General features: G+C 24.2%; 31 protein-coding genes and 1 tRNA gene. 21 read left to right on the top strand and 11 right to left on the bottom strand.

Annotated elements, in window-relative coordinates:
- Window positions 1–55: 55 nt before the first annotated feature.
- The 4 genes from AAHM78_RS15800 (at window position 56) to rpsR (ending at window position 2,151) form a co-directional block, all read left to right on the top strand.
- On the top strand, window positions 56–655 hold the full coding sequence (locus tag AAHM78_RS15800; protein WP_342253836.1) for a deoxynucleoside kinase: 600 nt from the start codon (window positions 56–58) through the stop codon (window positions 653–655).
- Between the two features lie 191 nt (window positions 656–846).
- The gene (gene rpsF / locus AAHM78_RS15795; protein WP_342253835.1) at window positions 847–1,374 is read left to right on the top strand and encodes a 30S ribosomal protein S6; all 528 of its coding nucleotides are present in this window, start codon (window positions 847–849) and stop codon (window positions 1,372–1,374) included.
- Between the two features lie 30 nt (window positions 1,375–1,404).
- Window positions 1,405–1,908, top strand: a complete 504-nt coding sequence (locus AAHM78_RS15790) for a single-stranded DNA-binding protein (protein ID WP_342253834.1) — start codon at window positions 1,405–1,407, stop codon at window positions 1,906–1,908.
- A 12-nt stretch (window positions 1,909–1,920) separates the two neighbouring features.
- A complete protein-coding gene (gene rpsR / locus AAHM78_RS15785) occupies window positions 1,921–2,151 on the top strand; it encodes a 30S ribosomal protein S18 (protein WP_252320083.1) in 231 nt (76 codons plus the stop codon).
- 220 nt (window positions 2,152–2,371) lie between these two features.
- On the opposite strand, the gene AAHM78_RS15780 is transcribed toward rpsR, so the two are convergent.
- The 3 genes from AAHM78_RS15780 to AAHM78_RS15770 all read right to left on the bottom strand — a co-directional run bounded on the left by AAHM78_RS15780 (window position 2,372) and on the right by AAHM78_RS15770 (window position 4,314).
- The gene (locus AAHM78_RS15780) at window positions 2,372–2,632 is read right to left on the bottom strand and encodes a hypothetical protein (RefSeq protein WP_342252970.1); all 261 of its coding nucleotides are present in this window, start codon (window positions 2,630–2,632) and stop codon (window positions 2,372–2,374) included.
- Between the two features lie 48 nt (window positions 2,633–2,680).
- Complete coding sequence (locus AAHM78_RS15775; protein WP_342253833.1) at window positions 2,681–3,331, bottom strand: IS1/IS1595 family N-terminal zinc-binding domain-containing protein; 651 nt, start codon at window positions 3,329–3,331, stop codon at window positions 2,681–2,683.
- Between the two features lie 74 nt (window positions 3,332–3,405).
- Window positions 3,406–4,314 (bottom strand): IS30 family transposase, encoded by a 909-nt coding sequence (locus tag AAHM78_RS15770; protein WP_342253832.1) that lies wholly within the window; start codon window positions 4,312–4,314, stop codon window positions 3,406–3,408.
- A gap of 228 nt (window positions 4,315–4,542) precedes the next feature.
- On the opposite strand from AAHM78_RS15770, the gene AAHM78_RS15765 reads away from it, so the two are divergent.
- Genes AAHM78_RS15765 through dnaB form a run of 3 tightly spaced genes read left to right on the top strand, consistent with a single transcriptional unit; the run spans window position 4,543 to window position 8,373 of the window.
- A complete protein-coding gene (locus AAHM78_RS15765) occupies window positions 4,543–6,540 on the top strand; it encodes a DHH family phosphoesterase (RefSeq protein ID WP_252320081.1) in 1,998 nt (665 codons plus the stop codon).
- 31 nt (window positions 6,541–6,571) lie between these two features.
- The gene (rplI, locus tag AAHM78_RS15760) at window positions 6,572–7,015 is read left to right on the top strand and encodes a 50S ribosomal protein L9 (RefSeq protein ID WP_338987864.1); all 444 of its coding nucleotides are present in this window, start codon (window positions 6,572–6,574) and stop codon (window positions 7,013–7,015) included.
- Between the two features lie 2 nt (window positions 7,016–7,017).
- A complete protein-coding gene (dnaB, locus tag AAHM78_RS15755) occupies window positions 7,018–8,373 on the top strand; it encodes a replicative DNA helicase (RefSeq protein ID WP_342253831.1) in 1,356 nt (451 codons plus the stop codon).
- Here dnaB and AAHM78_RS15750 read toward each other — a convergent pair.
- On the bottom strand, window positions 8,370–8,735 hold the full coding sequence (locus AAHM78_RS15750) for a transposase family protein (protein ID WP_342254962.1): 366 nt from the start codon (window positions 8,733–8,735) through the stop codon (window positions 8,370–8,372). The two genes, dnaB and AAHM78_RS15750, sit on opposite strands and share 4 nt — an antisense overlap.
- A 59-nt stretch (window positions 8,736–8,794) precedes the next feature.
- Window positions 8,795–9,187 (bottom strand): transposase family protein, encoded by a 393-nt coding sequence (locus AAHM78_RS15745; RefSeq protein WP_342253818.1) that lies wholly within the window; start codon window positions 9,185–9,187, stop codon window positions 8,795–8,797.
- A gap of 135 nt (window positions 9,188–9,322) precedes the next feature.
- Here AAHM78_RS15745 and AAHM78_RS15740 point away from each other — a divergent pair, with 135 nt between their 5' ends.
- Complete coding sequence (locus AAHM78_RS15740; protein WP_342255220.1) at window positions 9,323–9,628, top strand: major capsid protein; 306 nt, start codon at window positions 9,323–9,325, stop codon at window positions 9,626–9,628.
- Between the two features lie 312 nt (window positions 9,629–9,940).
- On the opposite strand, the gene AAHM78_RS15735 is transcribed toward AAHM78_RS15740, so the two are convergent.
- The gene (locus AAHM78_RS15735; RefSeq protein ID WP_342253830.1) at window positions 9,941–10,657 is read right to left on the bottom strand and encodes an IS1595 family transposase; all 717 of its coding nucleotides are present in this window, start codon (window positions 10,655–10,657) and stop codon (window positions 9,941–9,943) included.
- Between the two features lie 359 nt (window positions 10,658–11,016).
- Between AAHM78_RS15735 and AAHM78_RS15730 the strand changes: the two genes are divergently transcribed.
- Window positions 11,017–12,255: an IS256 family transposase gene (locus AAHM78_RS15730; RefSeq protein WP_342255219.1), complete on the top strand. Its 1,239-nt coding sequence runs from the start codon at window positions 11,017–11,019 to the stop codon at window positions 12,253–12,255.
- Here the strand turns inward: AAHM78_RS15730 and AAHM78_RS15725 are convergent.
- Complete coding sequence (locus AAHM78_RS15725; protein WP_342253829.1) at window positions 12,242–12,703, bottom strand: hypothetical protein; 462 nt, start codon at window positions 12,701–12,703, stop codon at window positions 12,242–12,244. The two genes, AAHM78_RS15730 and AAHM78_RS15725, sit on opposite strands and share 14 nt — an antisense overlap.
- A 147-nt stretch (window positions 12,704–12,850) precedes the next feature.
- On the opposite strand from AAHM78_RS15725, the gene AAHM78_RS15720 reads away from it, so the two are divergent.
- A complete protein-coding gene (locus tag AAHM78_RS15720; protein WP_342253628.1) occupies window positions 12,851–13,795 on the top strand; it encodes an IS30 family transposase in 945 nt (314 codons plus the stop codon).
- A gap of 31 nt (window positions 13,796–13,826) precedes the next feature.
- Window positions 13,827–14,168 carry a transposase family protein gene (locus tag AAHM78_RS15715; RefSeq protein WP_342253828.1) on the top strand — a complete coding sequence of 114 codons (342 nt, stop codon included), beginning with the start codon at window positions 13,827–13,829 and terminating at the stop codon, window positions 14,166–14,168.
- Window positions 14,169–14,177: 9 nt separating this feature from the next.
- Here AAHM78_RS15715 and AAHM78_RS15710 read toward each other — a convergent pair whose 3' ends face one another.
- Complete coding sequence (locus AAHM78_RS15710) at window positions 14,178–14,321, bottom strand: hypothetical protein (protein WP_342253827.1); 144 nt, start codon at window positions 14,319–14,321, stop codon at window positions 14,178–14,180.
- On the opposite strand from AAHM78_RS15710, the gene AAHM78_RS15705 reads away from it, so the two are divergent.
- The 3 genes from AAHM78_RS15705 to AAHM78_RS15695 all read left to right on the top strand — a co-directional run bounded on the left by AAHM78_RS15705 (window position 14,263) and on the right by AAHM78_RS15695 (window position 15,798).
- Window positions 14,263–14,481: a hypothetical protein gene (locus AAHM78_RS15705; protein ID WP_342255218.1), complete on the top strand. Its 219-nt coding sequence runs from the start codon at window positions 14,263–14,265 to the stop codon at window positions 14,479–14,481. The genes AAHM78_RS15710 and AAHM78_RS15705 overlap by 59 nt on opposite strands.
- 12 nt (window positions 14,482–14,493) lie before the next feature.
- Window positions 14,494–14,640, top strand: a complete 147-nt coding sequence (locus AAHM78_RS17325; RefSeq protein ID WP_425289817.1) for a transposase — start codon at window positions 14,494–14,496, stop codon at window positions 14,638–14,640.
- Between the two features lie 240 nt (window positions 14,641–14,880).
- Window positions 14,881–15,798 (top strand): IS30 family transposase, encoded by a 918-nt coding sequence (locus AAHM78_RS15695; RefSeq protein WP_342255217.1) that lies wholly within the window; start codon window positions 14,881–14,883, stop codon window positions 15,796–15,798.
- Between the two features lie 630 nt (window positions 15,799–16,428).
- On the opposite strand, the gene AAHM78_RS15690 is transcribed toward AAHM78_RS15695, so the two are convergent.
- The gene (locus AAHM78_RS15690) at window positions 16,429–16,944 is read right to left on the bottom strand and encodes a hypothetical protein (RefSeq protein ID WP_252320148.1); all 516 of its coding nucleotides are present in this window, start codon (window positions 16,942–16,944) and stop codon (window positions 16,429–16,431) included.
- Between the two features lie 192 nt (window positions 16,945–17,136).
- On the opposite strand from AAHM78_RS15690, the gene AAHM78_RS15685 reads away from it, so the two are divergent.
- The 7 genes from AAHM78_RS15685 (at window position 17,137) to AAHM78_RS15655 (ending at window position 20,819) form a co-directional block, all read left to right on the top strand.
- Window positions 17,137–17,958 carry an IS1595 family transposase gene (locus tag AAHM78_RS15685; protein WP_342252843.1) on the top strand — a complete coding sequence of 274 codons (822 nt, stop codon included), beginning with the start codon at window positions 17,137–17,139 and terminating at the stop codon, window positions 17,956–17,958.
- Window positions 17,959–18,292: 334 nt separating this feature from the next.
- A complete protein-coding gene (locus AAHM78_RS15680) occupies window positions 18,293–18,517 on the top strand; it encodes a hypothetical protein (protein WP_342253826.1) in 225 nt (74 codons plus the stop codon).
- A 65-nt stretch (window positions 18,518–18,582) separates the two neighbouring features.
- Window positions 18,583–19,365 carry an HAD family acid phosphatase gene (locus tag AAHM78_RS15675; RefSeq protein ID WP_342253825.1) on the top strand — a complete coding sequence of 261 codons (783 nt, stop codon included), beginning with the start codon at window positions 18,583–18,585 and terminating at the stop codon, window positions 19,363–19,365.
- A gap of 288 nt (window positions 19,366–19,653) precedes the next feature.
- Window positions 19,654–20,046, top strand: coding sequence for a transposase family protein (locus AAHM78_RS15670; RefSeq protein WP_342253824.1), 393 nt, complete (start codon window positions 19,654–19,656; stop codon window positions 20,044–20,046).
- A 119-nt stretch (window positions 20,047–20,165) separates the two neighbouring features.
- Window positions 20,166–20,294 carry a hypothetical protein gene (locus tag AAHM78_RS15665; protein WP_342253823.1) on the top strand — a complete coding sequence of 43 codons (129 nt, stop codon included), beginning with the start codon at window positions 20,166–20,168 and terminating at the stop codon, window positions 20,292–20,294.
- Entirely contained in the window at window positions 20,261–20,470 is a 210-nt protein-coding gene (locus AAHM78_RS15660) for a transposase family protein (RefSeq protein WP_342252825.1), read from the top strand. Before AAHM78_RS15665 ends, AAHM78_RS15660 begins: the two co-directional genes overlap by 34 nt.
- 127 nt (window positions 20,471–20,597) lie before the next feature.
- Window positions 20,598–20,819, top strand: coding sequence for a hypothetical protein (locus tag AAHM78_RS15655; RefSeq protein WP_252320160.1), 222 nt, complete (start codon window positions 20,598–20,600; stop codon window positions 20,817–20,819).
- 61 nt (window positions 20,820–20,880) lie between these two features.
- Here AAHM78_RS15655 and AAHM78_RS15650 read toward each other — a convergent pair whose 3' ends face one another.
- The gene (locus AAHM78_RS15650) at window positions 20,881–21,417 is read right to left on the bottom strand and encodes a DUF402 domain-containing protein (protein ID WP_342253822.1); all 537 of its coding nucleotides are present in this window, start codon (window positions 21,415–21,417) and stop codon (window positions 20,881–20,883) included.
- 157 nt (window positions 21,418–21,574) lie between these two features.
- Window positions 21,575–21,651, bottom strand: a tRNA-His gene (locus AAHM78_RS15645).
- Window positions 21,652–21,937 lie beyond the last annotated feature (286 nt).

The raw sequence follows: 21,937 nt of genomic DNA, 5'->3' as shown, positions 1-21,937 counted from the left end.
AAAATTTATATATTAAGATAAATTAATTGTAATCATATATTATGGGAGGCAAAAAATGAAAATTGTATTATCTGGTGTAGTTGGTGTTGGTAAGAGCACTATTAGTAGAGAATTAGCAAAATTATTAAAATATAAAATTATGGACGAGCCAGTTACTAGTAATCCCTATTTAGATGATTTTTATCAAAATCCTTTAGAATGTGCTTTTAAAATGCAAGTATTTATGTTGATGGCACGAAGTAAACAATTAAAAGAAGCACAAAATTTTAACAACGTTATTTTTGATCGCAGTATTTTAGAAGATCCTATTTTCGTTGAAGTATTAAAAGCTCAAAACAATATGAATGATAGAGATTATGAAGTGTATTTAAATTTTTATAATAATGTTATTATTTCATCACTTTATTTTGATCCACAAATTAAACCTGATTTAATTGTCTATTTAAAAGCAAATCTTGAAAACACAATTGAACGTATAAACCTTCGTGGTCGTGAATCAGAAAAACATGTACCTCATGAATACTGAAGTTTATTAAATAAAAAATATGAACAGTGATATGAAAAAGAAAAAAATAACTTTAATTTTTTAGTAATTGACACTAATGATTTAAATCCTAAGGAAATAGTGCAAAAAATAATTGTTTATATAAAATAAAATTTCTTATTGAAATCAAATTTTTATTTAGTCATTTTTTCTCATGTTATATTAATAATTATTGTTATTTTTCCTTTACTTTAAAGGTAATTACGTTATAATATTGTATGAGTCAAATATTTAAAAATCAAACTTAATATATTTACTCCTTGCTCATCAGAGCCATATGCCCAAAAGGAGGTCTTCGAACATTGGAAGATTTAAAACAAAAGCATAATTATGAAATTATGTACATCGTTGATGATCAAAATCAAGAAAAAGCACAATTAATTAAAAAAGAATTTTGTGAAATTTTAACTAAAAATGCTGGAAAAATTACTAAAGAACAAGATTCTATTCGTCAATTTGCTTATCCTATTAACAAAAAAGTTAAGGGTCATTATTTTATTATTGAAGTGCTAACTTCACCAGAAAACATTGCTAACTTTAATCGTGTATCTTTAAATAAACAAAGACAATTATACGTAATGCGTTTTTTGGTTATTAATTTAGATAGTGAAAAAATTAATAAGTTTAAACCAAAACGCCAAGTAGAATCTAGTTCTTTCTCTCGACCAACAAGACCAGGAAATCGTCCTTCTTATAATCGTGATAAAAATGATGAAAGAAAACCAAGACCAATCGCTGGTACTGAGTCATCTTATCGTACAAAAACTAATTACCAAAATTCAAAAACAAATACTAATAATAATGCATCGAATACTGAACAAAAAGATTAATAAAATCTAAGTTAAAAGTGAGGATAAAAAATGAATATTGTTACATTAATTGGTAGAATCACTCGTGATTTAAAGTTACATCAAACTTCAACAGGAAAACCTTTTACTTTTTTTACACTTGCAGTTAATAATATTCAAAATCAAGCTGATTATATTTCGTGTGTGGCTTGAAATAAAGTTGCTGAAAATATGACTAATTATTTAGTTAAAGGTTCTTTAATTTCAGTTTCAGGAAGACTGTCAGTAAGAAAATCAACAGATCAGAACGGAAAAGAACTATATATTACTGAAGTGGTTGCACAAACTGTTACTTTTTTAGATAATCGTAAAAAAGATAGTAGTGGTAATAACACTAATATTAATTATTCAAAACCAAGAGATGAGAATAAAATTCATTTAGATGATGCTTTTAAAAGTCCTGATTATAGTACTGATATTGCCTTTACTAATACTAATCAGCTTCAAGAAAAAGAAGCGGCTATTCAAAATATAGAATTTGATGAAGAAGATATCATTTGAGATTTAAATAATTAAAGGAGGATAATTATGAACACCGGTAAACCAAGAAATTTTACAAGAAGAAAATCTTGTTTTATTACTAAAAATAATATTACTTATATTGATTATAAAGATATTGAATTACTAAGTAAATTTATGGGTAATAATAACAAAATTTTGCCAGCAAGAACAACAGGTACTAATCCAAAGTATCAACGTTTAATTGCTAAAAATATAAAACGTGCCCAAATCATGGGATTATTAAAATATTCAAGATAAAAAAATTGAGTAAGTTTACAAATCTTATTCAATTTTTATTTATTTTTACCTGAGTTGTAAATATAAATGGGACAGTTTTTTAAAATAATTGTATTAAATCTATTGGACTTTTATAAGAGAGCGATTTTCTTTGAATTTTCAAAAAAAATCTTGATGAAATAAAAAAAATCATCAACCTGGCCTAAAATTTGATTTTATTTAATTTTGGGATTTATTTTTTTTACAAACTGAAATATAATGCTTCAGATTTTGCATAAGGTGATATTTTATAATGTTGGTATTTAAATTTTCATAAATTGAGGTAATTTTGAATATTGGTAAATCCAATGCCATGATAATGAGTAATAAATTCTTTTAAACTTGATTGTATTTTACTGATATTACTTAAATTTTTATAATTTAATTCTTTATTTTCTTTTGATTTAAATTTCTTGAGAGTACATTTTGTTTGTTTAGCTACTGTATCATATAGTATTTGCATATCACAAACTATAATTGATTTTTCTTCGATAAGCTTAGATGTTAAATTTTATTGTACTCATTTTTTTGTTAATCTTTTAGTATTTGTTGTTTGAGCATAAATATTTTTATTTTCATAAATTGCCATTTCAATACAACAGTTTAAATCTTTAGCATTTTCTTCAATTCATTTTTTTCTTGGATCATCTGGATTTTTGAAATTTCCTTTATGAATTTCTTTGATAAAAGTTTCATCAATTTCAATTCTACCTTTTAATTTTGTGAATGGTTTTTGTGTTTTTGCTAATTGTGATGATTTCATAAATTTTTGACGATTAAATCATGCTGATGTTTTTGAAATTTTAGCAAATTGAGAAATAGTATAAGCAGATTGACCCAACAATGACAATCAAATTATTCAATCTCATTGTTCATGAGATAAATGACTTCAATGTAAAAAATGATTTCTTAAAGCATCAAAGCTACTTTTACAATCTTTGCATAAATATTTTTGCTTATTATTCTTAAAACCATTTTTTACACATCAATAAGATTTACAATTTGGACATTGAATTCCTTTTTCTTTAAATTTTTTATCAATTGCATCTAATTTTTCTTTTTTCTCAATTTGTTTAATTCTATTTTTAAAATGTCTAATAATTGTTATAAATTCTTCATCTTTTTTGTTTTTTAAAACATCAATTAATTCATTATTAGTCACAAAAAATCACCCCTGATATAAAAATATTACTTTTAATTTAAAATTAAAAGTAATATCAATATTTTTTGTGAAAATTAAAACGATTTTCTGGGTGTAGAATTAATTTGAAATGCTATAAAATTTAAATCTTTTTGTTTATATGAAGATAGATCTGTAGATTTTGGTAAATATCTTCTTAAAATACCATTATTATTTTCATTTAAACCCCTTTGGCAAGGTTTACCAGGATCTGCAAAATAAATTTTGACATTACAAATTTTTTCGATTAATCTTCATTTACTAAATTCTTTACCACGATCAAAAGTAATGGTTTTAACTGTTCCTTTTTGTAACTTTGAAATAAATTTTATTATACTTTTCGTAATATTTTCTGATTTATGATTTTTAGTTACTAAAGGAATTGTGGTTTTTGATCATATATCAGCCAAAGTAATAATAGAACTTTTATGATCTTTGCCAATGATAGTATCACCTTCTAAATGACCAAATTCTTGTATATTTTTAATATTAGGAATGATTAAATTTCTTTCATGAATAGACTTACAATTATTAATTTTGCCCCCAGTTTCTTTTTGTTTGTGAGATTTATTTTTGCCTTTTCTCAATAAGTTATTTTCATCAAAACCCATTCGATTTGTTTTAAACATGTTATATAAAGTTTTTGTTGAAATACTTTTTATTTTATTTTCCTTTAAAAAGTTAGCAATTATATCAAGAGCATACTTTTTAGTAATTAACAAATTATTAATACTATTAATTTCTGTTAAAGTTAAAATTATTAATTTTCTGCCTGCATTTTGTTTATTTTTTTGAAATTGATTCCATATTTCTAATGGCAATAAGTTTTTATTTAATAATCTACAAACTCTATGTACAGTTGATTTACTATAATCAACAATTTTTGCTATTTTACGAATCGAAAATCCATAATTTTTATATTCTTTTATTGCTATTATTGATTCAATACTCAGATACTTATACATTGCGCTAATTCCTTTCTTTTCTTAATTATAGAACTAACACAATTTAATTTTTATATAAGTGTCCTTTTTAATTTTACAATTAAAGTTATCTTGAAAATATTTTATTTTAAATAATAGTTTAAAATTAAAATAAAAAGACTTTAATAGTATTATATTACATAAAAGATAATGGCTGTTTTTAATATTAGTGTTATAGTATAATTAATAATATTAGAAGGAAGTGACGAAGTGTTCAAATCGTTAAGAAATTATCATTTAATAATGATTGTTTGATTAGTAGTTGAAATTTTAATTGGCTTGACTTATTTTATTGTTAATATTGAGACAGCAGAACAAGTGGTCACTATTACTGTAATTTTAAGTTTAGTTTTAGGTAATTTTATTATCGTTTGTCTTTATATTTTTCTATTTAGTTTATGAATTCGTCATCGTTATATTAACACAGCTGAAATCATAAAATTAAATAATGCACAAGCTTTAACTTTTGGTAGTGTTGGTATGATTGTTTTAGATAGTGATTTATCAATTATGTGAGTAAGTGAATTTTTAGAAGATAAAGGTTTAGGTAGATTAATTGGAAAATCAATTGTTAAACTATCAAGAGATTTAGAACAATTAATTAGTAATAATATTACTCAAATTACACTTAAAATTGAAGATATGCTTTATGATGCTATTTATTTAGTACAAACTAGAACAATTTTGTTACAAGAAACAACTAAATATCATTTCTTATATAATAAATTGCAGCAAGAAAAATTAGTTTTTGGTGTAATTAGTATTGATAATTTTTATAATTCTTTACAAAAATTAAGAGTTGAGAATCAAATTCGTGTTGAAGCATTTATTAAAACTGAATTAAATGATTTTGCTAATAATTATTCAGGTTTATTATTAGGTAATATTGAAGATGGTTACAATATTTTACTTTATCAAAATGAATTTAATAAAGCAAGAAATGATAACTTTCCACTTATTAAAAACATTCGAGAAGGTGTTAAAAAATTTAAAGCAGATATTACGTTATCTGCTGGTTTCTCTTATGGTAATGCTATTAGTAAAGATCTATATGATTTGGCTATTGAAAGTAAAGAATTAGCAGTTTATCGTGGTGGTGATCAAGTAGTTATTCGTGAATTTGGTGGTAATACAGTTTTTATCGGAGGTACTATCGAAGCAAAACAATCAGAATCTAAAATTAATATTAGAATGTTTGCACAATCATTATATAATGAAATAAAATTAGCAGAAAACATTTTAGTTATGGGACATGCGGCTGCTGATTTTGATAGTATTTCTTCAGGAACAGCTATTATTGAAATTGCTAAAAGCTTAAATAAAAGTGCTCATTATGTTATTAATCAAAATGAAGTTGATGAAAAAACATTAAAAATTCTTCATGAACTTGTTCCTGAAAGTTATATTAGTCGTAATTTTATTACAGGTAAACAAGCACTTAAATTTCTTCATGCAAATACTTTATTAATTGTTGTTGATACTCATAATCCACAACGTGTTGATAGTCCTGATTTATTAAGTAAAGCTGTAAAAATTATTGTTATTGATCATCATCGTGTTTCTGATGAATCAATTAGTAGCACCATTACTTCTTATATTGATGCAGGAACTTCTTCAACAGCTGAAGCAATGACAGAAATTATTTATTATAATGATTTTAATAATATTGAATCAGAATTTTTATGAAATATAATGTTTGCAGGTATTTTAATTGATACTAATAATTTCCAAGTAAGAACAACAAGAAGAACTTTTGAAGCCTGTGGATTATTAACTGATTGAGGAGCTTCTCCTTCTAAAGTTAAAGGATTATTGAAAAATAGTTTAAATGAACTAATTGATAAATTTGCTTTAATTAGTCACGCCCAAGAAATTAAAAAAGGATTTTTAGTTGCTGTTGGTGATGAAAACTTAGAAGTACATACTTCATATTTAGCCCAAATTTCAGAAATGTTGTTAGACTTACGTGATTGTAAAGCATCATTTACTATTGCTTATGATCGTCAAGGACGTGCTTGTTTATCAGCACGAAGCAACGGTGAAATAAATGTTCAAATTATTTGTGAAAACTTAGGTGGTGGTGGTCACTTTAGCGCTGCTGCTGTCCAAAGTAGTAAATTGGGAATTAGAGCATTGTATGATGAATTGGTAAAATTAATTGAAAGTGGCGTATATCAAAGCGAGAGTGCTACTACTGAAAGGTATTAAAATTATTAAAATAGAAAGTGAGATGTTTACAATGAAAGTTGTCCTTTTAACGGATGTTAAAAATTATGGTAAAAAAGGTGAAGTTGTTAGTGTTAGTGATGGTTATGGTAAAAATTATTTATTACCAAGAAAATTAGCTGTAATTGCTACATCAGAAGCATTAAAAATTAATCAAAAAGTAATTGAAAATAAAAAAATACAACGAGAAATGGAATTAGAAGATTTACAAAAAATTAAAGAACAATTAGCTTTAATTACTTTACAATTTAAATTAAAAAGTAATAATGGTAAAGTTTCTGGTGCTATTTCTTCAAAACAAATTTGTGAACAACTAGTGCAAAAATTTAACATTAAAATTGATAAACATAAATTTGTTAAATTTAATCCTATTAATGAATTAGGTATAACTAACATTAATATCAAATTAGATGTTACAATTATTGCACAATTAAAGGTTGAAGTTTTAGGAGAATAATTATGTCTAACAATGGTCAATATATAAATAATGCAGAAGTTAATGTTTTAAGTGCGATGATTCAATCATCACCAGCATGTGAAAGTGCATTAAATTTATTGGCACCACATGATTTTACAATTAATTCTAATCAAATTGTTTTTAAAACAATTACCAATCTTTATAAAAATAATTCTGGTATTGATATAACAACTATTGCCGAAGAATTAGTTAAGCAAAATAATTTGGATAAAATTGGTGGAATTGAATATTTATCTTCTTTAGTGGCTCAATATATTACTGATGCTAATTTAAAAGAACACATTGATATTTTGATTGAAAGAACTACTAAACGACAATTAGAAAATGCTTTAAAAAATATAGGTAAAGAGTTACAAAGTGAAAAGTCAATTAATGAAGTTTTAATTGCTGCTGAAGCTCAAATTGTACAAGTAAGTAGTGAACGTAATCATGAAGAGATGTTGCCAATTAGTGAACACATTGATGATGTGGTAACTAAAATTGAACAACTACAAAAATCAACAGTTAATATTACTGGTACAAGTTCAGGTATTAACAATTTGGATATGATTACTAGTGGTTTTCAACGAGGTGACTTAATTATTTTAGCAGCTAGACCTTCAATGGGTAAAACCGCCTTAGCACTTAATTTTGCTTTAAATGCTGCTAATGAACAATATAATAAAAACGATGTTGTTGTTATTTTTTCATTAGAAATGCCAAAAGATCAATTAATTACAAGAATGATTTCTTGTCAAGGACATTTTGATGCTAATCGTTTACGTAATAAGTCTAAATTTACACAGGCTGATTGAAATCGTATTAGTGCTACTGCCGAGCAATTGAAACAAAAAAGAATTATTATTGATGATACACCTGGTTTAAGAGTTTTAGATTTGCAAACTAAATTAAGAAAATTAAGTCGTGAAAATAGCATTAAGTTAGTAATTATTGATTATTTACAGTTATTAACTGGTAGAGATAGTGAATCACGTCAACAAGAAGTTTCAAATATTTCTCGTAGTTTAAAAATTTTGGCAAGAGAATTAAGAGTACCAATTGTTTGTTTATCACAATTATCAAGAATGGTGGAGAGACGTGAAGAAAAACGTCCTTTAATGTCTGATTTACGTGAGTCAGGGGCTATTGAACAAGATGCTGATGTAATTATGTTTTTATATCGTGATGATTATTATAAGGAAAAAAATAGTGAAGAAACAACAAGTTCACAAGAAAGTAATCTTGCTGAAATTCTTATTTCTAAACATCGAAACGGCCCAACAGGAAAAGTAGTAACTGTTTTTATTCCAAAATGAGGTAAGTTTGAAAATTATACAGTAGACTTGGTGCAAAACTAAGGTAATTCAAAATTATATATTCCTGCTATTAAATTAAATCTTAATGCAAATCTTCGTATTTTATTGCGATATTTTAAACTTAAAATTTTAAAACGTTTTAGTTTAGCAAATACGTGTTCAATTTTAATTCTAATTTTACTTAAAGTTTTATTGTATTCTTTTTGAATTGGTGTTAATTGATTGTATTTACTTTTTTTAAATGGCAAAAATGTATTTTTATGAATATTTTGTATACCTTGATAAACTGAATCAACAAAAACTTGTTTTTCTGGATGAATAAAAGTTTTAGATTTTAGAAGCAATTTAAAATCATGAATGCTTCCAAAACAAAAAGCAGTTGAAATAATTTTTCCATTGGAAATATCAATAATTATTTGGGATTTGAGAGAATGATGTTTCTTTTTACCTGAAAAAAGTAATTTTAGTTTTTTTTAATTCTTTCAATTGGAGTTTCAGTAGCATCAATAGCTAACAAATTATTATTAGTACCTTTATTTTTTGTTAAATCTTTTTTTCCAGGTAAATTAAAAATTCCGCTTTTTATTAAAATATTTTCAATTCAAAAAATATTACGAATGCAACTAGTATGACTAATATTATATCTTTTTGCAATAACTCTATAACTACTATAGTCTTTTCAATATTCTAAAGTCATTAATAAACGCTCTTCAATTACAATTTTATTTTTTCTACCACCATAATATTTTTGTTTAGACTCAGCAATTTTTAAAATTTCAAGCATTTTATAAAATGTTTTTGGCTTTATGCCGACTAAACTATAAAATTCTTGATCATCTTTATATTTTTTCAACATAATAACTATCACCTTTAATATTAATAATAATCGTTAAATTGTTAAAATTAAAGGTTTTGCACCAAGTCTATTCAAAAAATCATTCACAGAACACGGTCATATCATTGGAATAGCCACAATAAGATATAATCATACATATCACAACAAGGTTTAGAAAAAATGTGAAGTAGAAAAGACAGAGAAGACTTCTATGACCCAATTTTCGCAAACATTGGAGAACAACCAATATTAAATAAAGAAATCTTTGCCCAAGGAACAGACAAAGATTCAGAAACTTTTGGATATCAAGAACCATGAGCAGAATATAGATATAAACCAAACAGAGTTAGTGGAAAATTCAGAAGCAAAGCGAAAGACCCACTAGACATCTGACTATGGAGATTTCTTTTAATTTTCAAAAAAACTCTTGATGAAATAAAAAAAATCATCAACCCGGCCTAAAATTTGATTTTATTTAATTTTGGGATTTATTTTTTTTACAAACTGAAATATAATGCTTCAGATTTTGCATAAGGTGATATTTTATAATGTTGGTATTTAAATTTTCATAAATTGAGGTAATTTTGAATATTGGTAAATCCAATGCCATGATAATGAGTAATAAATTCTTTTAAACTTGATTGTATTTTACTGATATTACTTAAATTTTTATAATTTAATTCTTTATGGCTTTTATCCCTTTATGTACTATTTTTAAATTTTATCACATAAATGGAGATAAAAGCCTACCTAGGAAATTATCCCCGCATGTATTTAAATCAAACACAAAATTACAGTTTCAAAACTAGGTATGTTATTGAATTTATATGCTGATTCTTTTGCATATAAATGAATATTGTGCTTTGAAACTCTTATGTGTGTTCGGAAAGTTCGTCGGATGTGCTTTCATGCTGATTCAATCTGGTTTGTGTTTACACCTGTTGGTGACACATACCCAACTTCATGATTTACGATTTCATGTTTGGGATAGAATTTTTTGAAACTTACATATCCCTTCCAAGAATCCGTAAATAGACAGCACTCAGTAAAAATGTGTTTCAATGCAAATCTTAAAAGGTTTTTTTCATCTGCATTTTTCAGCACCTTCACAATTGGTTTGTTGCTGGTTTTCTCATAAACTCCAACAATCAAAGTTTTATTCAACAAGGATCTTCCTTGTTTTTTAAAACCTAAATGTGAAAGATACATTTCATCCATCTGTGCTGTGCCATCAAGAATGCAACCTGCATCTTGATTTCCAATTCTAGTCCTGATTTCATGACACATTCTTCAAGCTGTTTTATAGGTCACACCCAATTCCCTTGCAACATCGGTTGCTGGTATGCCATGCTTTGTGTTTATTCATCTAAAGATGAGATAAAACCAAGATGTCATTTGGGTCTGTGACTTATAAAAAATGGTTCCATAAAGAATACTAAATGTTTGGTTACAGTTCAAACATCGTATTCTTCTCAAATCAGAAGTATTCAAACCAGAAGAAGCACACCTGATGCATTTCATTATTTTCAACTTCGCTATATATTTCAAACAATCGTTTTCAGTTTGAAATATGCTATTGAATTCATTTCAATTCATTTTTTCCTCCACACTAGTACATGTGGGGATAATTTCCTTCTTTATTTTCTTTTGATTTAAATTTCTTGAGAGTACATTTTGTTTGTTTAGCTACTGTATCATATAGTATTTGCATATCACAAACTATAATTGATTTTTCTTCGATAAGCTTAGATGTTAAGGTAATGTTTAGTAATCTGTGTAACTTACAAAAATAACTATGTTTAATTAATTCTAGTAAATATAATTAAATGACTAGAAAGAGTGAGTTACAAATGGTTAAAACACAAAACATTAATAATAATGATCCAATATCACAAGCAGTAGATTTATTACTAGAAAATACTGAAGATTTAACAACAGTTTTTAAAGAAGGAGGTTTATATAAAGAATTAACAAAAAGATTAGTGGAAAAAATGTTGAATTCTGAAATGCAAAATTATTTAGGATATGAAAAAAATCAACATAGTAATAGTGAAAATGCTCGTAATGGCATAACTTCAAAAAAATTAATAACTCAAGAAGGTAAAATTGAAATTGATGTACCACGAGATCGTAATAGTAATTTTACTCCTGTAATAGTGCCAAAAAGACAAAGAAGATTTGATGGTTTTGATCAACAAGTTCTTTCACTATATGCAAAAGGTATGACAGTATCTGACATTAGAATGCAGTTGCAAGAGTTATATCATGGTGCAGATATTAGTGAAAGTGTTATTAGTCAAATTACTGATGATGTTATTGATGATGTCAAAGCATGGCAAAATCGGCCATTAGAAAGTATTTATCCGATTGTTTATTTTGATTGTATAGTAGTTAAAGTACGACAAGATAAACGGATTATTAACAAATCAGTTTATATAGCACTAGGAGTTGATTTAGAAGGTAAAAAAGATGTTTTGGGTTTATGAATTAGTGAAAATGAAGGTGCTAAATTTTGATTATCTAATTTTACAGAAATGAAAAATCGAGGCTTAAATGATATTCTTAGTGCTTGTAGTGATAATTTAACAGGCATGTCAGAAGCAATACAATCAGTTTATCCTAAAACCGAACATCAATTATGCATAGTTCATCAAATTAGAAATAGTTTAAAATATGTTTCATACAAACATCGAAAATCTCTAGTTACAGATTTAAAACCAATTTATAGTGCATGTAGTGAAGAACAAGCAATGCAAGCTTTAGAATCGTTTGAAAACAAATGAAATAAACAATATCCTCAAATTACTAAATCTTGATATAAAAATTGAGATAATTTAATGGTTTTTATTAGTTATCCACCAGAAATTAAAAGAGTAATTTATACTACAAATGCTATTGAATCCGTTAATAGTCAATTACGAAAAGTTATTATAAATAAAAAAGTTTTTCCTAACGATATGGCAGTTTTCAAAATATTTTACTTAGCAATTGAAAATATAACAAAAAAATGAACAATGCCTATTCAAAATTGAAATACAGCAATTGCTCATTTTATGATAAAATTTGAAGACAGAATTAATCTAAACTAGTACCTTGTAAAACAAAGATACACAGATTACATAAAAGCCTTGATGTTAAATTTTCTTGTACTCATTTTTTTGTTAATCTTTTAGTATTTGTTGTTTGAGCATAAATATTTTTATTTTCATCAATTGCCATTTCAATACAACAGTTTAAATCTTTAGCATTTTCTTCAATTCATTTTTTTCTTGGATCATCTGGATTTTTGAAATTTCCTTTATGAATTTCTTTGATAAAAGTTTCATCAATTTCAATTCTACCTTTTAATTTTGTGAATGGTTTTTGTGTTTTTGCTAATTGTGATGATTTCATAAATTTTTGACGATTAAATCATGCTGATGTTTTTGAAATTTTAGCAAATTGAGAAACAGTATAAGCAGATTGACCTAACAATGACAATCAAATTATTCAATCTCATTGTTCATGAGATAAATGACTTCAATAGACTTGGTGCAAAACCTTTAATTTTAACAATTTAACGATTATTATTAATATTAAAGGTGATAGTTATTATGTTGCTTTAATTGTAAAATTAAAAAGGACACTTATATAAAAATTAAATTGTGTTAGTTCTATAATTAAGAAAAGAAAGGAATTAGCGCAATGTATAAGTATCTGAGTATTGAATCAATAATAGCAATAAAAGAATATAAAAATTATGGATTTTCGATTCGTAAAATAGCAAAAATTGTTGATTATAGTAAATCAACCGTACATAGAGTTTGTAGATTATTAAATAAAAACTTATTGCCATTAGAAATATTGAATCAATTTCAAAAAAATAAACAAAATGCAGGCAGAAAATTAATAATTTTAACTTTAACAGAAATTAATAGTATTAATCATTTGTTAATTACTAAAAAGTATGCTCTTGATATAATTGCTAACTTTTTAAAGGAAAATAAAATAAAAAGTATTTCAACAAAAACTTTATATAACATGTTTAAAACAAATCGAATGGGTTTTGATGAAAATAACTTATTGAGAAAAGGCAAAAATAAATCTCACAAACAAAAAGAAACTAGGGGCAAAATTAATAATTGTAAGTCTATTCATGAAAGAAATTTAATCATTCCTAATATTAAAAATATACAAGAATTTGGTCATTTAGAAGGCGATACTATCATTGGCAAAGATCATAAAAGTTCTATTATTACTTTGGCTGATATATGATCAAAAACCACAATTCCTTTAGTAACTAAAAATCATAAATCAGAAAATATTACGAAAAGTATAATAAAATTTATTTCAAAGTTACAAAAAGGAACAGTTAAAACCATTACTTTTGATCGTGGTAAAGAATTTAGTAAATGAAGATTAATCGAAAAAATTTGTAATGTCAAAATTTATTTTGCAGATCCTGGTAAACCTTGCCAAAGGGGTTTAAATGAAAATAATAATGGTATTTTAAGAAGATATTTACCAAAATCTACAGATCTATCTTCATATAAACAAAAAGATTTAAATTTTATAGCATTTCAAATTAATTCTACACCCAGAAAATCGCTCTCTTATAAAAGACCAATAGATTTAATACAATTATTTTAAAAAACTGTCCCATTTATATTTACAACTCAGGTTGAAAAAATATAAAGATGATCAAGAATTTTATAGTTTAGTCGGCATAAAGCCACAAACATTTTATAAAATTCTTGAAATTTTAAAAATTGCTGAGTCTAAACAAAAATATTATGGTGGTAGAAAAAATAAAATTGTAATTGAAGAGCGTTTATTAATGACTTTAGAATATTGAAAAGACTATAGTAGTTATAGAGTTATTGCAAAAAGATATAATATTAGTCATACTAGTTGCATTCGTAATATTTTTTGAATTGAAAATATTTTAATAAAAAGCGGAATTTTTAATTTACCTGGAAAAAAAGATTTAACAAAAAATAAAGTACTAATAATAATTTGTTAGCTATTGATGCTACTGAAACTCCAATTGAAAGAATTCAAAAAAACTAAAATTACTTTTTTCAGGTAAAAATAAACATCATTCTCTCAAATCCCAAATAATTATTGATATTTCCAATGGAAAAATTATTTCAACTGATTTTTGTTTTGGAAGCATTCATGATTTTAAATTGCTTCTAAAATCTAAAACTTTTATTCATCCAGAAAAACAAGTTTTTGTTGATTCAGGTTATCAAGGTATACAAAATATTCATAAAAATACATTTTTGCCATTTAAAAAAAGTAAATACAATCAATTAACACCAATTCAAAAATAATACAATAAAACTTTAAGTAAAATTAGAATTAAAATTGAACACGTATTTGCTAAACTAAAACGTTTTAAAATTTTAAGTTTAAAATATCGCAATAAAATACGAAGATTTGCATTAAGATTTAATTTAATAGCAGGAATATATAATTTTGAATTACTTTAGTTTTGCACCAAGTCTAATAAAACTTTAAGTAAAATTATAATTAAAATTGAACACGTATTTGCTAAACTAAAACGTTTTAAAATTTTAAGTTTAAAATATCGCAATAAAATACGAAGATTTGCATTAAGATTGAATTTAATAACAGGAATATATAATTTTGAATTACCTTAGTTTTGCACCAAGTCTAATTAAGAAAAGAAAGGAATTAGCGCAATGTATAAGTATCTGAGTATTGAATAAATAATAGCAATAAAAGAATATAAAAATTATGGATTTTCGATTCGTAAAATAGCAAAAATTGTTGATTATAGTAAATCAACCGTACATAGAGTTTGTAGATTATTAAATAAAAACTTATTGCCATTAGAAATATTGAATCAATTTCAAAAAAATAAACAAAACGCAGGCAGAAAATTAATAATTTTAACTTTAACAGAAATTAATAGTATTAATCATTTGTTAATTACTAAAAAGTATGCTCTTGATATAATTGCTAACTTTTTAAAGGAAAATAAAATAAAAAGTATTTCAACAAAAACTTTATATAACATGTTTAAAACAAATCGAATGGGTTTTGATGAAAATAACTTATTGAGAAAAGGCAAAAATAAATCTCACAAACAAAAAGAAACTAGGGGCAAAATTAATAATTGTAAGTCTATTCATGAAAGAAATTTAATCATTCCTAATATTAAAAATATACAAGAATTTGGTCATTTAGAAGGTGATACTATCATTGGCAAAGATCATAAAAGTTCTATTATTACTTTGGCTGATATATGATCAAAAACCACAATTCCTTTAGTAACTAAAAATTATAAATCAGAAAATATTACGAAAAGTATAATAAAATTTATTTCAAAGTTACAAAAAGGAACAGTTCAAACCATTACTTTTGATCGTGGTAAAGAATTTAGTAAATGAAGATTAATCAAAAAAATTTGTAATGTCAAAATTTATTTTTCAGATCCTGGTAAACCTTGCCAAAGGGATTTAAATGAAAATAATAACGGTATTTTAAGAAGATATTTACCAAAATCTACAGATCTATCTTCATATAAACAAAAAGATTTAAATTTTATAGCATTTCAAATTAATTCTACACCCAGAAAATCGCTCTCTTATAAAAGACCAATAGATTTAATACAATTATTTTAAAAAACTGTCCCATTTATATTTACAACTCAGGTTATGAAAAATTATAAAAAGATAAATTTTATTCTATATTTACATAAAATATACTAAAATTAATATGGTGATACAAAATGGAAAACGAATTAATTAAATACTGAACAAAAAAAAGTTTTTTTTATGTTAGCATTTTGTGATTAATTGTTCAAATTATATTTATAATAATAGGTTCAATTTTAATAAATACTACTAGTGAAAAAATAATTAATATTTTATTAATAGTTGGCATAAATAGTTTAATTCTATTAATTTTGTTTGCTTTTTCTATTAATCATTATACTTATGAAACAGTTTATCAAATTAAAGTCAAAGGTAGTACTTTTCAAACTAAATTTTATCGTTATCTAATTATTCTATTTAGTTTTGGTTGATTAATTTTTTTCATTTTAAATGCATTGTTTATGTTAGTTGAAACTGCCGTTTTTAAAAGCAAACTTAATTATTTTAATACTTTAAACGATCATTGATGAATTTTACTTATTGTAACAATATTTAACGTTTTAATTATTAGCATACATCGACAATTAATGCATTATACATTAACAAATTTACAATTACCATGAAGTAAATACATAAATAACAAATAGTAGATATAATCTACTTTTTCTTTGCATCTCATAAATTTATAATATTTTTTGCACTAATTAAACCAAATAATGATCCACAAGCAACTAAACCACCATTTAATCCAATAAAAACAAATGATAATCCTAATACTAAAGTTATTACTCCATTGCCAAGACTGGCAATACTAACAATAATTAACGGTAATAATGTCACAACAATTGAACCAACTCCAATTACTAAACCAAGAATATAACCAATTCTTTGTTCAAATGCTTTTCTTGAATTTATCATAACTAAAATAAATATAAGAATACCATAAGTTGTTAGACAAGCTATCAATATAATTCATCCTAATCATTGAATAGTACTTAATCCAGAATCAAAAACTTCTTGTAATCATTCTCCAAACTTCCATAATAATTCATAAGAACTTTCCATTAATCCTTTTAAAGAAATCATAATTATAGAAATAACCATTACTGGCATTAATGTTGTCAAAAGTAGATAAATACCAATGTTAGATAATGTTTTTGAAAATTTTAACATCCTTTTACCTCTTTATAATTATTATTTCGCAATATTTCTAGTAAACTATTCATACTTTATTTTTAACATCTTATGCAAAAAAAATTTAAAATCTATAAACAATAATTTTATTTATCAATCATTTTTAAAATTATTAAAAACTAAATGTAATTAATAACGGACTTCTCCCCACATGTACTTGTGGAGGAAACAATGAAATTGAATGAGTTCAACAATATATTTCAAACAGAAAAAGATTGTTTGAAATATATAGCAAGTTTGAAGGAAAACAAATGTATGAGGTGTTCTTGAACAAATTTGAATACTTCTGATTTAAGAAGAATAAGATGTTTGAAATGTCATCAAACATTTAGTATTCTTCATGACACCATTTTTTACAAGTCACAAACACCTTTGACATCTTGGTTTTATCTCATCTTTAGATGAATAAACACCAAACATGGAATTCCATCAACTGATGTTGCAAAAGAATTGGGAGTAACTTTGAAAACTGCTTGAAGAATGGGTCATAAAATCCGAAGTGCAATTGCAAAACAAGAACCTCAATTCATTGTTGAGGGCATAGTGCAAATGGATGAAATGTATCTTTCACATATGGGTTTTAAAAAACAAGGAAGATCCTTAAAAAATAAAACTTTGATTGTTGGGATTTATGAAAAAACAACCAATAATTTAATTGTGAAAGTGTTGAAAAATGCAAATCAAAAAAATCTTTTGCAATTTGCAAGAAACCACATTTCTTCAAAGTGTGATGTACATACTGATTCTTGAAAAGGATATCGCCATTTTAAATCAGTTTTCACTAAGCATGAAACAGTTAACCATCAAGATGGCTATGTTTCAAAAACTGGTGTAAACATAAACCAGATTGAATCGGCATGAAAGCACATCAGACGAACATTTAAAACACATATCAAAGTTGAAAAACATCATGTTCATTTATATGCAAAAGAATCAGCATATAAATTCAATAACATACCTAGTTTTGAAACTGTAATGTTATGTTTGATTTAAAAATGTGGGGAGAAGTCCGTAGATAGGCTTTTCTCAGCATTTATGTGATAAAATTAAAAATAGTACATAAAGGGAGAAAAGCCATTAATAATTAAGTATCTAATTTTACATTTATCTTAACATTTAGCCGATATAAATCAACAATAATACGTAATTTAAATAGTTAATAATAACTATATCTTGTCTTTTAAACTTTAAAAATAAATATATTATCTTTATTGATTGTAAAATTTCAAAAAAAATGTTAAAAAAACTACAAACTAAATATAGTTTTTAACCTATTTACTTTGTTTCTCAAAGTAAATAGGTTTTTATTTTTAAAAGGAGAAAAAACATGAAAAAAATATTAAAAATAATAAGTGGTTTAATAATTATTACAAGTACAAGTTTAAGCGCTATTGGATGTTATAAAAATAACAATATTTATGATTTAAAAGTGTTACAATCAATAATTTGACAAGAATCAGCAGAAAGAAAAATATCCTTATTAAATACTTTTCGTGCAGCAATAAAACAGTATGATGATGTTATAGAAGCAAATAAAAAAATTTATCATTAGATGTTATTTACGCAACCGCAAATAAACCTAATGCCAAAAATGATGAAGAAGATAAAAATTACACTGTGCATTATAATGAATCAAAAATTGAAGCTAATAAATATGTACCTATTGTTATTACTGATTTGGATGAAACATTCATAAATAATATTGGTTTTTCAATTTATAAATTTTTTAATCCAAAAATGAAAGATATGGATTATGAATTTAAAAAATGAGTTGATCATCAAGTCAATTTTGAAGAACAACTTTATAATGGCGTTTTAGAATTTGTTAAACATGTATGAAAAAGTGGTGGTATTGTTTTATTTGATTCAAATCGTTTTCAAGGCGAAAATATCAAGTATGGAGATGAAGCAATACCAACTAAAAAACTACTAGAAAATAATTATTATCCAAAGGCATTTCTTGATAGTTATGTTTGATGAATGCAAGGAGTAATTAAATATAATTCAAATAATTATAAAGATTTAATATCAAAAGAAAATCGTTTTAATTATATTAATAATAACAATTTTAAATTATCATCAAAAGATAAAAATAGTATGCAAATAAAAAATTGAGAAAATGATTTAATACCAATAAAAAATGTACCATCACATATTGTAATGAGATTGGGTTATAACATTAATGATTTTAATTCTAATTTAACTAATTCAAAATTAATTGATAAAATATCATTAAAAAATGAATTAATAAATAATAAAAATTTTAATAACTTAATTGGTAAAGTGGGAGATGAATTTTGATTTACAAAAAATGAAAATGGAGAAATAATAGAACATTATTGAAAAGAAAATGAAAAAAATAGTTTAATTGATAGTGATCTAAAAAATCTGGTTTTGTAAAAGAAATTAAACCAGAAGAAGGAAAAATTGGTTGAAAAGAAACTTATGTACTGGTTGGCGGTAATGATGTATATGGTAATTTTTTATGAGATTTAGAAAAAAAATATGGTTCTAATTTAGATAATTGATTAAATTTACTAAAACATTATTTCAAAAAATATGAAAATATATGAAAATAATTTACAAAGTTAATATATTTGATATATATGTTTATTAATTAGACTTGGTGCAAAACCTTTAATTTTAACAATTTAACGATTATTATTAATATTAAAGGTGATAGTTATTATGTTGAAAAAATATAAAGATGATCAAGAATTTTATAGTTTAGTCGGCATAAAGCCACAAACATTTTATAAAATGCTTGAAATTTTAAAAATTGCTGAGTCTAAACAAACATATTATGGTGGTAGAAAAAATAAAATTGTAATTGAAGAGCGTTTATTAATGACTTTAGAATATTGAAAAGACTATAGTAGTTATAGAGTTATTGCAAAAAGATATAATATTAGTCATACTAGTTGCATTCGTAATATTTTTTGAATTGAAAATATTTTAATAAAAAGCGGAATTTTTAATTTACCTGGAAAAAAAGATTTAACAAAAAATAAAGGTACTAATAATAATTTGTTAGCTATTGATGCTACTGAAACTCCAATTGAAAGAATTAAAAAAAACTAAAATTACTTTTTTCAGGTAAAAAGAAACATCATTCTCTCAAATCCCAAATAATTATTGATATTTCCAATGGAAAAATTATTTCAACTGCTTTTTGTTTTGGAAGCATTCATGATTTTAAATTGCTTCTAAAATCTAAAACTTTTATTCATCCAGAAAAAAAGTTTTTGTTGATTCAGGTTATCGAGGTATACAAAATATTCATAAAAATACATTTTTGCCATTTAAAAAAAGTAAATACAATCAATTAACACCAATTCAAAAAGAATACAATAAAACTTTAAGTAAAATTAGAATTAAAATTGAACACGTATTTGCTAAACTAAAACGTTTTAAAATTTTAAGTTTAAAATATCGCAATAAAATACGAAGATTTGCATTAAGATTTAATTTAATAGCAGGAATATATAATTTTGAATTACCTTAGTTTTGCACCAAGTCTAATGTAAATTTTCAAAAAGATGTTAAAAATAACTACAAACTAAATATAGTTTTTAACCTATTTACTTTGTTTCTCAAAGTAAATAGGTTTTTATTTTTAAAAGGAGTAAAAAATGAATAAAGAAATTGAACAAGAAATAAAAAACTTAATGTTTAAAGAAATAAAAAAATTAAAAACATATGCTATTAATTATCATAATTACAAAAAGAAAATACAATTTAATGATATAGATATTCAAAATATAAATAATAGTATTGAAGATAAAAGTAAAAAAATTAATATAAACAGTATTATGAGAGAACATAATTATGCAAAAACATTACCTATTTTATAAAAAAATTTAATTTATTTATAAAAAGTTTTAATATCAAAAATAGTAAGAACATATGTTCTTACTATTTTTGTAAACTTTGGTCTTGATAATTTTTTCAATAATTTAAAATTACATCATCATTAAATAAATTAATTTCATTTTTCTTAATTCCTTTTTTTAATTTATTTATATTTTGTCATAATATATTTTGTAAAGGTATTGGATACTTTCATATTCGACGATTATTTTTAAATTCTTTCAAGTCTAACAGTTTATAAGAACGATTAGGAAATACTTTAACATCTAAATCATAATCAATGTATTTAACTGTTTGCGAATCTAAAATAAAAGGACTGGCAATATTACAATAATAATGAACACCATCATTACGAATCATACAAATAATATTGTATCAATCATTTTTAAAAAATAACCAAATTGCTGGATCAACGGTTGTTCATTTACGACCATTAATTTCAGTAATTGTTACATTCTCATTTACTAAAACTAAATATTTTTCAGTATCTTCTAAAACAATTGAATTATTTCAACTACGATATAAATCGCCATTATGCTTATATGCATGAATTGAAAGTATTTGCCCTTCTTTAAGGTACATATACATTTAAACCTCAACTTTCTGCAAATCATAAAACATAATAATTATACCATTATTTATTTAGTAAATAAAAAGCGAAAAATAAATTTATAATAATATTTATTTAAAAAAGAAAAAACTCCAAAAAGGAGTAGTAAAAAAACATAATTTTATTAAATGGGGCGACTGACGGGATTCGAACCCGCGAATGTCAGTTCCACAAACTGATGCGCTAGACCGCTACGCCACAGTCGCCATATTAGTTTTTATAAGTAAAACCGTTAAATATTATACAATAAATTTATGATTTTTTAATATTTTTTTTCATAAAACTACAAAAATAATCATCTAATTTTCGTATATAACAATAACAATAATAAAAAACAATGTTACTATTAACAATTAGAACACAATTTAAAATTAATAATTATGGTTAATTATTAATTTAAATACTCTTAAAATAAAGTTTTATTATGCCCTTAATAAAAAGCATAAAAATGTAATAGATAATATCTTATTAAATCAATTTATTAATCAAATT

Origin of the sequence: Spiroplasma endosymbiont of Zeiraphera isertana (assembly GCF_964030805.1) — a bacterium.
GTDB lineage: Bacteria > Bacillota_I > Bacilli_A > Mycoplasmatales > VBWQ01 > Spiroplasma_E.
The sequence above is the reverse complement of the archived record's forward strand: the minus strand, read 5'-3'. Positions and strand labels throughout refer to the sequence as shown.